A 13,103-nucleotide genomic window follows, 5' to 3' on the forward strand; every position below is an offset into this window, starting at 1 on the left:
CCAGGTCCCCAGCATCAGCGTCCAGACCGCCGTCATGATCCTCGCGCTCCTCCCCGTCGCCATCCTCTCCCCCTTCGTCCAACGCCACTTCAAGAAGGGCATGCTCATCGGCGCCATCAAGGGCTGACCCGGCCCGACCCACCCCAGCCGTTCCGAGAATCCGAGGAGGAGACGAGTCCGATGGCCGGCCTGAACGACGCGACGCGTGGGCGACTGCTCTTCGGCGGCGACTACAACCCCGAGCAGTGGCCGCCGGAGGTGTGGCAGGAGGACGTCCGGCTGATGCGGGACGCCGGCGTCACCCTCGCCACCGTCGGCGTGTTCTCCTGGGCGACCCTGGAACCCAGCCCGGGCGCACGTGACTTCGGCTGGCTCGACGACGTGCTGGGCCGGCTGGACGAGGCCGGCATCGGGGTCTGCCTCGCCACCCCCACCGCCTCGCCGCCGCCCTGGCTCGGCGCCCGGCATCCCGAGACCCTGCCGCGCGACGAGCACGGCACGGTCGTCTGGTACGGCTCGCGCAACCAGTTCTGCGCCTCCTCGCCGGTCTACCGGGAACACGCCGCCCGGATCACCGAGGACCTCGCGCGCCGCTACGGCCGCCACCCGGCGCTGCGCCTGTGGCACGTCAACAACGAGTACGGCACCGCCTGCTACTGCGACGAGACGGCCCGGCACTTCCGCTCCTGGCTGCGCGACCGCTACGGCACCCTGCAGGCGCTCAACGAGGCGTGGGGCACGGCGTTCTGGAGCCAGCGCTACGGCACCTGGGACGAGATCATCCCGCCCCGCCGGGCCCAGTACCTGATCAACCCCACCCAGGTGCTGGACTTCCGCCGCTTCACCAGCGACGCGCTCCTGGAGTGCTTCGTCGCCGAACGGGACATCGTCGCCGCGCACAGCCCCGACGTGCCGGTCACCACCAACTTCATGCCGCTCTTCGCCGGCCAGGACGGCTGGCGCTGGGCCGCCGAGGAGGACGTCGTCTCCGTCGACCTCTACCCCGACCCGGCCGCCGCCCACGACGACGCGACCGGCCCCGCCCACGGCGCGCTGGTGCAGGACCTCACCCGTTCGCAGGCCGGCGGCCCGTGGATGCTGATGGAGCAGGCCGCCTCCGCCGTGAACTGGCGCCCGGTGAACCGGCCCAAGCCCGAGGGCCTGATGCGGCAGTGGTCGCTCCAGGCGGTGGCGCGCGGCGCCGACGCCATCTGCTTCTTCCAGTGGCGGCAGTCCCGGCAGGGCAGCGAGAAGTTCCACTCCGCGATGCTGCCGCACGCCGGTGAGCACTCCCGCACCTTCGACCAGGTGCGGGCCCTCGGCGAGGAACTCGCCGGCCTGACCGACGTCGTCGGCACCACCGTGACCGCCTCCGTCGCCGTGCTGCACGAATGGTCCGCCTGGTGGGCCAGCGGCCAACCGGGCCGCCCGTCCGCCGCGCTGGACTATCCGGCGGTCCTCGCCACCTGGCACCAGGCGCTGTGGGAGCAGAACCTCACCACCGACTTCGCCCATCCCGAGGCCGACCTGACCGGCTACCGGCTCGTCGTCGTCCCCCAGCTGTACCTGCTGTCCGACGCCGCCCTGGACAACCTGACCCGGTACGTGCGCGGCGGCGGCACCCTCGTCTGCGGCTTCTTCACCGGGGTCGCCGACGTGGACGACCGGATCCGCGAGGGCGGCGTGGACGAGCGGCTGCGGCGGCTGCTGGGCATCGCCCGGGTGCACGAGTGGTGGCCGCTGGCCGAGGAGGAGCGGGTCGGCCTCTCCGACGGCTCGCACGGCACCGTGTGGAGCGAGGACCTCGAACTCGCCGACGCCGCAGACGACTCCGAGGACGCCGGCCGGGCGGAGGTCATCGCCGCCTACGCCACCGGACCGCTGGCCGGCCGCCCCGCCGTCACCCGGGCCACGGCAGCCGGCGACGTCGGCGCCGCCTGGTACGTCTCCACGCTTCCGGAACGCCCGGCGCTGCGCGCGCTCCTCGCCGAGGCCGCCCGGACCGCCGGCGCCACCCCCGTGCTGCCCGACGCGCCCGCCGGCTGCGAGGCGGTGCGCCGCGGCGAACTGCTGTTCCTCCTCAACCACCTCCCTGAGCAGATCACCGTCCCCCTGCAAGACCCCCACACCGATCTGCTCTCCGGCCAGGCCCACCCGACCGAGGTCACCCTCGGCCGGCACGGCGTGGCCGTTCTCACCCCCACACCGAAAGGGAGCCGCGCATGAAACGGCGTAGGCGCACCATCACACTGATCCTCGCTCCGGTGATCGCCCTGCTGACGGCCGTCGGCTACACGGCGAGCACGGCCCAGGCCGCGGTCTGGGAGTCCTGCGACCAGTGGGGCAACTGGACGTCGCCCGAGGGCTACATCGTCTACAACAACATCTGGGGCTCCGGGGCGGGCTCCCAGTGCATCTCCGCCGAGTCCGGCCAGGAGTTCACCGTCAGCGCCGACCACCCGAACACCGGCGGCATCAAGTCCTACCCGAACTCCAAGTACATCGTCGGCCAGCCGATCAACGCCATCGACTCGTTCACCACGAGCTACGACGTGACGGTCCCGCAGTCGGGCGCGTACAACACCGCGTACGACATCTGGGACGAGAACTACGACCACGAGATCATGCTCTGGCTGAACTGGTACGGCCCGGTCGGCCCGCTCGGCTCGCAGGTGGGCACGGCGGAACTGGGCGGCCACACCTGGGACATCTACAACGGCAGCAACGGCGCCAACAACGTCTACTCCTTCCTGCGCCAGGGCAACTCCTCGCAGGGCGAGATCGACGTGGTGCCGGTCCTCGACTACATCGTCGACCAGGGGTGGATGAGCGAGTCCACGGTCATCGGTGACTCCCAGCTCGGCTTCGAGATCACCTCCTCGGCGGGCGGACTGGACTTCACCGTGAACAACTACGCTGTGAGCGCCAACTGAGATGAATGAATCCGCCCGGCGGCGGCAACCTCCTGCCAGTGGGCGGCGACCCTAGACGTGTGGCTCCGGCGAAGGCGAGCGCCGGAGCCACACTCATCCTTGCCGGATGCTTCACACGGAGGCCCGGTTGTGGGCCCCACAACCGGGCCTCCGGCTCGGCGCTGGCCGCCGGCGAGACCGCAGGGCGGTCATGGCCGGACCTCCCCGGTGCCCGGGACACCCCGACGCCGCGGGCGCGCGCTCCTCGGCTGCCCTACCGGCGCTGACCACGAACACCCGCCCCGCTGGCGCCGTCAGACGGGGTACGGCCCCCGGGGTCCGGAAACGCCCACACAGCAACCCGCCCCGCCGGCACGGCCGGGCTGGGTATGGCCCTCCGGGGTCCGGGAACGCTCGCGGTCACCCGTCAGCCCTGGCCCGCTGGTGTAGCGGGGCGAGGTGTGGCCCTCCGGGGTCCGGGGACGCTCGCGCTCGCGGTCACCCGTCAGCCCTGGCCCGCTGGTGTAGCGGGGCGAGGTGTGGCCCTCCGGGGTCCGGGAACGCTCGCGCTCGCGGTCACCCGTCAGCCCTGGCCCGCTGGTGTAGCCGGGCGAGGTGTGGCCCTCCGGGGTCCGGGAACGCTCGCGGGCACCCGTCAACCCGCCCCGCCGGCACGGCCGGGCGGGGTACGGCCCTCCGGGTCCGGGGGCGGAGCCCCCTGGGCTGGGGAACGGCCGCATTCGTGGGTGGACGCCAGCCCTCGCCCTCCCGGGGCTCCGTGGGGCGAAAGCCCCAGGCAGCGGCGGCGTGGGCGAGCTCCGCGCAGCGGGACCGCAGCGGGACCTCAGCCCGCCACCGGCAGCGACGCCCCGTCCCGCAGGAAGAGCGGAATCCGCTCCAACGGCGCGTCCACGGTGACCGTGGACCCGCCCTCGTACGACGCGCCCGTCCAGGCGTCGGCCCACCGCGCGCCCGCCGGCAGGTACACCTCGCGCCGCCGCGCCCCCGCCTCCAGCACGGGCGCCACCAGCAGGTCGGGCCCCAGCAGGTACGCGTCCGCGACGTCCCACGCCCGCGCGTCCCCGGGGAACTCCAGGAAGAGCGGCCGCATCGGCGGCAGCCCTTCGTCCCGCGCCGCCCGCATCTGCGCCAGCAGATAGGGCCGCAGCCGCTCCCGCAGCCGCAGGTAGACCGCCAGGATGGGCTCCGCGTCCGGACCGTAGGACCACACCTCGTTGGGCCCGCCGGTCATCGCGGGCCCGAGCGGCATGCCCGGGTCGCGGAAGCCGTGCAGCCGCATCAGCGGCGACAGCGCGCCGAACTGGAACCACCGCACCAGCACCTCGCGGTACGCCGGGTCGTCCGGATCGCCGCCGTGGAAGCCGCCGATGTCCGTGTGCCACCACGGGATGCCGGACAGCGCGACGTTCAGTCCCGCCGCGATCTGCCGGCGCAGCGTGGCGAAGTCGGTGCCGATGTCGCCCGACCAGACCGCGGCGCCGTAGCGCTGGCTGCCGGCCCACGCCGAGCGGTTGAGGGTGATCACCTCGTCCTCGCCGCGGCCCGCGGCCCGCAGGCCCTCGTAGAACGTCCGCGCGTTCTCCCGCGGGTAGAGGTTGCCCACCTCCAGGCCGGGGCCGGCGTGGTAGCGCAGGTTCGCCGGGAAGCCGGGCTTCAGCTCCGGTTCGCAGGCGTCCAGCCAGTACTCCGAGATGCCGTACGGGTCGAGGTAGTTCTCCTGGATCCGGGAGAAGACGAAGTCCCGGGCGTCGGGGTTGGTGGCGTCGTAGAACGCCACCTGCACCGTCTCGGCGACCTCCTTGTCCGGCCAGTCGGCGTGCGCCATCGGGCCGTACTCGGTGCCGATGAAGTAGCCGCGCTGCTCCATCACCGGGTGGTTCTCGCTGAGCGGCGAGACCGACGGCCACACCGAGACCATCAGCCGGATGCCGAGCTCGTCGAGCTCCCGCACCATGGCGGCCGGGTCGGGCCACTCCGCCGGGTCGAACCGCCACTCGCCGAGGTGCGTCCAGTGGAAGAAGTCGCAGACGATCACCGAGATCGGCAGGCCGCGCCGCTTGTACTCGCGGGCCACCGACAGCAGTTCCTCCTGGGTGCGGTAGCGCAGCTTGCACTGCCAGAAACCGGCCGCCCATTCCGGCAGCATCGGCGTCCGGCCGGTCGCCGCCGTGTACCGGCGCTGCGTCTGGGCGGGCGTGCCCGCGGCGATCCAGTAGTCGAGCTGCCGGGCGCTGTCGGCCACCCACCGGGTGCCGTTCTCGGCCAGCTCGACGCGCCCGACGGCCGGGTTGTTCCACAGCAGGGTGTAGCCCCGGCTGGAGGTCAGCACCGGGATGCTGACCTCGGCGTTGCGCTGCACCAGGTCGACGACCGCACCCTTCTGGTCGAACAGGCCGTGCTGGTGCTGGCCGAGTCCGTAGAGCCGCTCGCCGTGGTAGGCGGCGAACCGCTGCTCCAGGCGGTGGTAGCCGTTCCCGGTGGCGGTGTACAGCCGCGGCCCCGGCCACCAGAAGTGCGCCCGCTCCTCGGCCAGCAGCTCGTCGCCGGTGTCGGTGCGCAGGAACCGGATCATGCCCTCGGCGTTCACCTCGGCGGTGATGGCGCCGCAGGTGAGGGTGGCCGTGCCGTCCTTGACCTTGACCGCCACCGGGCCGGCCGGCGGCGCCTCGTCGAGCAGCGCGCCGGGCAGGTCGGGCAGCAGCGGTCCGCCGAGCCGCGCCCGCACCCGGATGGCGTCCGGGCCCCACGGCTCCAGGCGCAGCGTCTCCTGTCTGCCGCGCCATTCCAGGCCGCCGGCGTGCTCGGAGAACGTCCCGATGGTGGGGGAGGACTGGGCGAGCGATACGGATTCGGTCACGTCGGTCCCCATCAGTGCGCGGTGGCGGGCGAGCGGGAGGGCGCCGGGCCGCTGCTGGCCCGGATGGTGAGGCGGGGCGGCAGCAGTTTCACGCTGGTCTCGGCGGCGGTGCGCGGGAGCCTCGCCAGGGCGGCGCCGCCCGCGCCGCCGCGCTCGACCTTGGCCATGATCAGTTCGACCGCGCGCCGGCCCATCTCCTGGGCCGGGATCGCGACCGAGGTGACCGCCACCGACTGCTGGGTGGCGACCTGCTCCGGGCAGATCGCGACCACCGACATGTCCTCGGGCACGGCCCGGCCCTGCTGGCGCAGCAGCCCGAGCAGCGGGCCGATGGCGGCCTCGTTCTGCACGATGAGCCCGGTGGTGTCGGGGCGCTCGTCGACGATCCGGGCCAGGGTGCCGGCCACCGACTCGTAGGAGCCCTCGCAGGGCCGGTGCAGCAGCCGCACGCCGAGTTCGCCGGCGCGCTCCCGCACGCCGTCCAGGGTCCGCTCCGCGAAGCCGGTGTGCCGCTCGTAGACGGCGGCGGCCTCGCCGATCACGGCCACGTCGCGGTGGCCGAGGTCCGCGAGATGCTCGATGCACAGCCGCCCGGTGGCGGCGAAGTCCAGGTCCACGCAGGTCAACGCGGTGGCGTCGGTGGGCAGCCCGATCAGCACGGCGGGCCGGGGCGACTCGCGCACCAGCGGCAGCCGCTCGTCCTCCAGTTCGACGTCCATGAGGATCATGGCGTCGGCCAGCCCGCTGCCGACCACCCGGCGTACCGCCTCCGGGCCCTCCTGGCCGGTGAGCAGCAGCACGTCGTGGTGGCGCTCGCGGGCGGTGGTGGCCACGGCGATGGCGATCTCCATCATTACCGGGACGTACATGTCGGTGCGCAGTGGCATCATCAGCGCGATGATGTTGGACCTGCTGCTGGCCAGGGCGCGGGCGCCGGCGTTCGGGTGGTAGCCGAGCTCCCTGATGCTGCGCTCGACGCGCTCCCTGGTCTGGCTGGAGATGGTCCGCTTGCCGCTCAGCACGTAACTCACCGTGCTGGCTGAGACGCCGGCGTGTCGGGCGACCTCGGCGAGGGTGACCATGTGCTCTCCCAGAGGGCCGTGGACGGTGTGGGGTGAAGCGCTTCGATGCCGCTCTCGCATGGTGGCGGCAAAGTACCGTTGGGGTAACCGGGATGACCTTAGACCGCACTCTCCCGGGGTGTCCATAGGTATGTCGAAGCGCTTCAACAACGGGGCGTGCTCGGCGCGCGCGAACCGGTACGCGTCGCTCATCATCGGGTATACGGATCAGTAGAACCCATGAGTAGGCGAGGTGAGTGTCGATGACCACCGAATCCGCCGAATCCACCGGCCGGACCGCCGCGGGCGGACACGCCTCCGAGGCCGAGGCCCGCCGCGTCGCCGAGGCAGCCAGGGAACAGCACTGGACCAAGCCCAGCTTCGCCAGGGAGCTCTTCCTCGGGCGGCTGCGCCTGAACCTGATCCACCCGCGTCCCCGGCCCGACGAGGAGCGCGCCCTGGCCGGCGAGGAGTTCCTCGCCAGGCTCCGCGAGTTCTGCCGCACCGACGTCGACGGCGCGCGCATCGAGCGCGAGGCCAGGATCCCCGACGAGACCGTCAGCGGACTGCGCGCGCTCGGCGCGTTCGGCATGAAGATCGACGCGGCCTACGGCGGCCTCGGCCTGAGCCACGTCCACTACAACCGGGCGCTGGCCATGGTCGGTTCGGTCAGCCCGGCGCTGAGCGCGCTGCTCTCGGCCCACCAGTCGATCGGCGTGCCGCAGCCGTTGAAGCTCTTCGGCACCGAGGAGCAGCGGCGGGAGTTCCTGCCGCGCTGCGCCCGCGGCGCGATCTCGGCCTTCCTGCTCACCGAGCCCGACGTCGGCTCCGATCCGGCGCGGCTGGCCGCCACCGCGGTCCCGGACGGCGACGACCACTACCTGCTGGACGGCGTCAAGCTGTGGACCACCAACGGCGTGGTCGCCGAACTGCTCGTCGTCATGGCGCAGGTGCCGCGGCGCGGCATCACCGCGTTCGTCGTCGAGGCCGACTCACCGGGCATCACCGTCGAACACCGCAACGGCTTCATGGGCCTGCGCGGCATCGAGAACGGCGTCACCCGCTTCCACCGGGTCCGGGTGCCGGCGGCCAACCGCATCGGCGCGGAGGGCGCGGGCCTGAAGATCGCGCTGACCACGCTCAACACCGGCCGGCTGTCGCTGCCCGCGCTCTGCGTCGGCGCCGGCAAGTGGTGCCTGAAGATCGCCAGGGAGTGGAGCGAGGCCCGCGTCCAGTGGGGCCGGCCGATCGCGAAGCACGAGGCGGTCGGCGCCCGGATCTCGTTTATCGCCGCCACCACCTTCGCCCTGGAGGCGGTGCTGGAGCTCTCCGGCGAGCTGGCCGACGCCGACCGGCACGACATCCGCATCGAGGCGGCGCTGGCCAAGCTGTACGGCAGCGAGATGGCCTGCCGGATGGCCGACGAGCTCGTGCAGATCCGAGGCGGCCGCGGATTCGAGACCGCCGAGTCGCTCGCCGCCCGCGGCGAGCGCGGCGTGCCGGCCGAACAGGTGCTCCGGGACCTGCGGATCAACCGGATCTTCGAGGGCTCCTCGGAGATCATGCGGCTGCTCATCGCGCGGGAGGCGGTCGACGCCCACCTGAAGGTGGCCGGCGACCTCGTCGCCCGCGACGCCACCCTCTCCGACAAGCGCCGGGCGGCCGTCGCGGCCACCGCCTTCTACGCCCGCTGGCTGCCCCGGCTGACCACCGGGCGTGGCCAGCTCCCGCTGTCCTACGGCGACTTCCACGTGCCGGGGCCGCATCCGGACCTGGCGCACCACCTGCGCTTCGTCGAGCGCACCGCCCGGAAGCTGGCCCGTTCCACGTTCTACGCCATGGCCCGCTGGCAGGGGCGCCTGGAGACCAGACAGGGCTTCCTGGGCCGGATCGTGGACATCGGCGCCGAACTGTTCGCCATGACCGCGGCCTGCGTGCACGCCGAACGCCTCCGCCGGGCCGGCGAGTCGGGGCGCGAGGCGTACGAGCTCGCGGACGCGTTCTGCCAGCAGGCCAGAATCCGGATCACCGACCTCTTCCATCATCTGTGGCACAACACCGACGACACCGACCGGGCCGTGGTGCGGCAGGTGCTGGCCGGCAAGTACGACTGGCTGGAGTCCGGCGTGCTCGACCCGTCCACCCCGGGCCCGTGGATCGCCGAGACCCCGCCCGGCCCCTCCGAGCGCCCCAACCTGCACCGCCCGATTCCCTGACCCCCGTTTCGTCTCTCGCGTCCCGGCGGCCTCCGTCCCCGGGCCGACCGCCACTCCTGTGGGGGACGAGGCCGGCGGCACCGACCGCCGGGGGAGGGGGGAGAATGGGGGGATGACGGAGCGCCCCACCCTGCTTGCCGATCCGCGTCTGCGCCCCTCCCAGGCGGGGAGACCGGCGGGAACACCGCCACAGGACGGGCCCCGGGAGGTGGTGATCCTCGGCTCGACGGGCTCGATCGGCACCCAGGCCGTCGACGTGGTGCTCCGCAACCCCGGCCGGTTCCGCGTCACCGGGCTGTCCGCCGGCGGCGAGCGGCTCGGGCTGCTGGCCGGACAGGCGCACCGGCTGCAGGTGCGGGCGGTGGCCGTCGCCCGGGAGGACAAGGCCACCGAGCTGCGCGAGGCGCTGCGGGCCCAGTACGGCGTGCGCGAGCCGATACCGGAGATCCTGGCCGGTCCGGACGCCGCCACCCACCTCGCCGGCAGCGAGTGCCACACGGTGCTCAACGGCATCACCGGGTCCATCGGCCTGGCCCCCACCCTCGCCGCGCTGCGGGCCGGACGGGTGCTGGCGCTGGCCAACAAGGAGTCGCTGATCGTCGGCGGGCCGCTGGTCACGGAGCTGGCCGGGCCCGGGCGGATCGTGCCGGTGGACTCCGAGCACTCGGCCCTCTTCCAGGCCCTGCTCGGCGGCCGCCACGACGAGGTCGAGAGGCTCGTGGTGACCGCGAGCGGCGGCCCGTTCCGGGGCCGGAGCCGGGCCGCGCTGGCCGACGTCACCCCCGCCGAGGCACTCGCCCACCCCACCTGGGACATGGGCCCGATGGTCACGATCAACTCCGCGACCCTGGTCAACAAGGGTCTGGAGGTCATCGAGGCGCACCTGCTGTTCGGCATACCGTTCGACCGCATCGACGTCGTCGTGCACCCGCAGTCCTACGTGCACTCCATGGTCCAGTTCTCCGACGGCTCGACGATCGCCCAGGCCAGCCCGCCGGACATGCGGATGCCCATCGCGCTCGGCCTCGGCTGGCCGGACCGGGTGCCGGGCGCGGCCCCGGCGTGCGACTGGACCCGGGCGCACACCTGGGAGTTCCTGCCGCTGGACACGGATGCCTTCCCCTCGGTGCCGCTCGCCCGCCGGGTGGGTAGCCTCGGCGGTACCGCGCCCGCGGTGTTCAACGCGGCCAACGAGGAGTGCGTGCACGCCTTCCTCGCCGGGCTGCTGCCGTTCACCGGGATCGTGGACACCGTCGCCAGGGTCGTCGAGGAACAGAGCATCGCCGGATCCGGAACCTCCCTGACCCTCCCGGACGTCCTCGAAGCGGAGACCCGGGCGCGGGCACGCGCCCGCCAGCTGGCCGGAACCGCCGGCCGGATCACGACGGAGGCGCACACCGCATGACCGGCCTGATGTTCCTCATCGGCATACTCGTCTTCGTCTTCGGGTTGCTGTTCTCCATCGCCTGGCACGAGCTCGGCCACTACTCCACGGCCCGGATGTTCGGCGTCCGGGTGCCCCAGTTCATGGTCGGCTTCGGGCCGACGATCTGGTCGCGGCACGGCAAGGAGACCGAGGTCGGGATCAAGGCCGTGCCGTTCGGCGGCTACATCCGGATGATCGGCATGTTCCCGCCCGGCGACGACGGCGCCGTCCGCAAGCGGTCCACCTCGCCGTTCCGCGGCATGATCGAGGACGCGCGGGCCGCCGCCTTCGAGGAGCTCAAGCCCGGGGACGAGAAGCGGCTGTTCTACACCCGCAAGCCGTGGAAGCGGGTCATCGTCATGTTCGCGGGCCCCGGGATGAACCTGATCCTCGCGGTCGGCATCTTCCTCGGCGTGCTGATGGGCTTCGGCATCAACACCCAGACCACCACCGTGGCCTCGGTGTCCGAATGCGTGATCCCGCAGAGCGAGGGCAGCAGGGACTGCCGGGCCGGCGACGAGCCCGCCCCGGCCAACGCGGCGGGGCTGCGCGCCGGCGACATCATCGTGGCCTTCGACGGCGAGCCCATCGACGAGTGGAGCACCCTCCAGCAGCGCATCAGGGAGACGACCGGCGAGGCGACGATCACCGTCGAACGGGACGGGCAGACCGTGGACCTGCACGCCAGCCTCATCCCGAACCAGGTCGCCAAGACCGACGGCGACGGCGGCTACGTCGAGGGCGAGTACGTCACCGCCGGCTTCCTCGGCTTCTCACCGGCCAGCGGCATCGTGAAGCAGGACTTCGGCCAGGCGGTCGAGCGGATGGGCGACATCATGTCCGACGGCGTCCAGGCGCTGATCGACATCCCGTCCGAGATCCCGGGCCTGTGGAACGCCGCCACGGGGAACGGCGAGCGCGAGCCGGACTCCCCGATGGGCGTCGTCGGGGCCGCCCGGGTCGGCGGCGAGATCTTCACCCTCGACATCCCGGCCAGCCAGCAGATCGCGACCGCGCTGTTCCTGGTCGCGGGCTTCAACCTGTCGCTCTTCCTGTTCAACATGCTGCCGCTGCTCCCGCTGGACGGCGGCCACATCGCGGGCGCGCTCTGGGAGTCGATGCGCCGCGGCGTCGCCCGGGTGCTCAGGCGCCCGGACCCGGGACCGTTCGACGTGGCCAAGCTGATGCCGGTCGCCTACGTGGTGGCCGCCGTGTTCGTCTGCTTCACGCTGCTGGTGCTGGCCGCCGACATCGTCAACCCGGTGTCGTTGACCGGATAGTTGACCGGACTGTACCGCCCGGGTGGGCGGGGCGGCCCTCAGGTGCCGTAGGCTCGACCACGAGGGGCCCGTCGCACCGGCGGCCCGGACCGCCATCCGCACCCTGGGGTTGCACGCATCCATGACCGCCATCTCGCTGGGAATGCCCTCCGTACCGATGAAGCTGGCCGAGCGTCGGACCAGCCGGCAGATCCAGGTCGGATCCGTCGCCGTGGGCGGTGACGCGCCGGTCTCGGTGCAGTCCATGACGACGACCCGCACCAGCGACGTCGGCGCCACGCTGCAGCAGATCGCCGAGCTGACCGCGTCCGGCTGCCAGATCGTGCGGGTGGCCTGCCCCACCCAGGATGACGCCGACGCGCTCGCCGTGATCGCCCGCAAGTCGCAGATCCCGGTGATCGCCGACATCCACTTCCAGCCGCGGTACGTCTTCGCGGCCATCGACGCCGGCTGCGCCGCGGTGCGGGTGAACCCGGGGAACATCAAGGAGTTCGACGACAAGGTCAGGGAGATCGCCAGGGCCGCCTCGGCCGCCCGGGTGCCGATCCGCATCGGCGTCAACGCCGGCTCGCTGGACAAGCGGCTGCTCGCCAAGTACGGCAAGGCCACCCCCGAGGCGCTGGTGGAGTCCGCGCTGTGGGAGTGCTCGCTCTTCGAGGAGCACGACTTCCGCGACATCAAGATCTCCGTCAAGCACAACGACCCGGTGGTCATGGTCAACGCGTACCGGCAGCTCGCCGAGCGCTGCGACTACCCGCTGCACCTCGGCGTCACCGAGGCCGGACCCGCCTTCCAGGGCACCATCAAGTCGGCCGTCGCGTTCGGCGCGCTGCTCAGCGAGGGCATCGGCGACACCATTCGCGTCTCGCTGTCCGCCCCGCCGGTCGAGGAGATCAAGGTCGGCATCCAGATCCTGGAGTCCCTCGGCCTGCGCGAGCGCTCCCTGGAGATCGTCTCCTGCCCGTCCTGCGGCCGCGCCCAGGTGGACGTCTACACCCTCGCCGAGGAGGTCACCGCGGGGCTGACCGGCATGGAGGTGCCGCTCCGGGTGGCCGTCATGGGCTGCGTGGTCAACGGCCCCGGCGAGGCCAGGGAGGCCGACCTCGGCGTCGCCTCGGGCAACGGCAAGGGGCAGATCTTCGTCAAGGGCGAGGTCATCAAGGTCGTGCCCGAGTCGAAGATCGTGGAGACCCTGATCGACGAGGCGATGCGGCTCGCGGAGGAGATGGAGCGGGACGGCGCCGCCTCCGGCACCCCCGAGGTCTCGGTCACCGGCTGACCAGCGCCGTCGACCGTCGGCGAGGCCGGCCGGGAATCCCCCCGGCCGGCG

8 protein-coding genes and 1 pseudogene are annotated in these 13,103 nt (G+C 72.6%); 7 read left to right on the forward strand and 2 right to left on the reverse strand.

Annotated elements, in window-relative coordinates; all coding sequences use genetic code 11:
* The 3 genes and pseudogenes from ABGB06_RS38175 to ABGB06_RS38185 all read left to right on the forward strand — a co-directional run.
* Nucleotides 1-127, forward strand: a pseudogene (locus tag ABGB06_RS38175) (carbohydrate ABC transporter permease); the annotation flags it as partial.
* A 53-nt stretch (nt 128-180) separates the two neighbouring features.
* Nucleotides 181-2,226, forward strand: a complete 2,046-nt coding sequence (locus ABGB06_RS38180) for a beta-galactosidase (protein ID WP_347599869.1) — start codon at nt 181-183, stop codon at nt 2,224-2,226.
* A complete protein-coding gene (locus ABGB06_RS38185) occupies nt 2,223-2,933 on the forward strand; it encodes a hypothetical protein (RefSeq protein WP_347599872.1) in 711 nt (236 codons plus the stop codon). The genes ABGB06_RS38180 and ABGB06_RS38185 overlap by 4 nt, the downstream gene beginning before the upstream one ends.
* Nucleotides 2,934-3,756: 823 nt before the next feature.
* Here ABGB06_RS38185 and ABGB06_RS38190 read toward each other — a convergent pair.
* Nucleotides 3,757-5,790: a TIM-barrel domain-containing protein gene (locus ABGB06_RS38190; RefSeq protein ID WP_347599874.1), complete on the reverse strand. Its 2,034-nt coding sequence runs from the start codon at nt 5,788-5,790 to the stop codon at nt 3,757-3,759.
* An 11-nt stretch (nt 5,791-5,801) separates the two neighbouring features.
* Nucleotides 5,802-6,872 (reverse strand): LacI family DNA-binding transcriptional regulator, encoded by a 1,071-nt coding sequence (locus ABGB06_RS38195; protein ID WP_347599877.1) that lies wholly within the window; start codon nt 6,870-6,872, stop codon nt 5,802-5,804.
* A gap of 242 nt (nt 6,873-7,114) precedes the next feature.
* On the opposite strand from ABGB06_RS38195, the gene ABGB06_RS38200 reads away from it, so the two are divergent.
* The 4 genes from ABGB06_RS38200 (at nt 7,115) to ispG (ending at nt 13,052) form a co-directional block, all read left to right on the forward strand.
* Nucleotides 7,115-9,067 carry an acyl-CoA dehydrogenase family protein gene (locus tag ABGB06_RS38200; RefSeq protein WP_347599880.1) on the forward strand — a complete coding sequence of 651 codons (1,953 nt, stop codon included), beginning with the start codon at nt 7,115-7,117 and terminating at the stop codon, nt 9,065-9,067.
* Nucleotides 9,068-9,179: 112 nt separating this feature from the next.
* Nucleotides 9,180-10,472 carry a 1-deoxy-D-xylulose-5-phosphate reductoisomerase gene (gene dxr / locus ABGB06_RS38205; protein WP_347599883.1) on the forward strand — a complete coding sequence of 431 codons (1,293 nt, stop codon included), beginning with the start codon at nt 9,180-9,182 and terminating at the stop codon, nt 10,470-10,472.
* Nucleotides 10,469-11,773: a site-2 protease family protein gene (locus ABGB06_RS38210; protein ID WP_347599886.1), complete on the forward strand. Its 1,305-nt coding sequence runs from the start codon at nt 10,469-10,471 to the stop codon at nt 11,771-11,773. The genes dxr and ABGB06_RS38210 overlap by 4 nt, the downstream gene beginning before the upstream one ends.
* A gap of 121 nt (nt 11,774-11,894) precedes the next feature.
* Nucleotides 11,895-13,052: a flavodoxin-dependent (E)-4-hydroxy-3-methylbut-2-enyl-diphosphate synthase gene (ispG, locus tag ABGB06_RS38215; protein ID WP_347599889.1), complete on the forward strand. Its 1,158-nt coding sequence runs from the start codon at nt 11,895-11,897 to the stop codon at nt 13,050-13,052.
* Nucleotides 13,053-13,103 lie beyond the last annotated feature (51 nt).

It is taken from the genome of Streptomyces sp. B6B3 (assembly GCF_039871525.1).
Taxonomy (GTDB): Bacteria; Actinomycetota; Actinomycetes; order Streptomycetales; family Streptomycetaceae; genus Streptomyces.

Coding starts and splice junctions, on each gene's coding strand:
- ABGB06_RS38180 (WP_347599869.1), top strand. CDS start 181: ATGGCCGGCCTGAACGACGCGACGCGTGGGCGACTGCTCTTCGGCGGC.
- ABGB06_RS38185 (WP_347599872.1), top strand. CDS start 2,223: ATGAAACGGCGTAGGCGCACCATCACACTGATCCTCGCTCCGGTGATC.
- ABGB06_RS38195 (WP_347599877.1), bottom strand. CDS start 6,872: ATGGTCACCCTCGCCGAGGTCGCCCGACACGCCGGCGTCTCAGCCAGC.
- ABGB06_RS38200 (WP_347599880.1), top strand. CDS start 7,115: ATGACCACCGAATCCGCCGAATCCACCGGCCGGACCGCCGCGGGCGGA.
- dxr (WP_347599883.1), top strand. CDS start 9,180: ATGACGGAGCGCCCCACCCTGCTTGCCGATCCGCGTCTGCGCCCCTCC.
- ABGB06_RS38210 (WP_347599886.1), top strand. CDS start 10,469: ATGACCGGCCTGATGTTCCTCATCGGCATACTCGTCTTCGTCTTCGGG.
- ispG (WP_347599889.1), top strand. CDS start 11,895: ATGACCGCCATCTCGCTGGGAATGCCCTCCGTACCGATGAAGCTGGCC.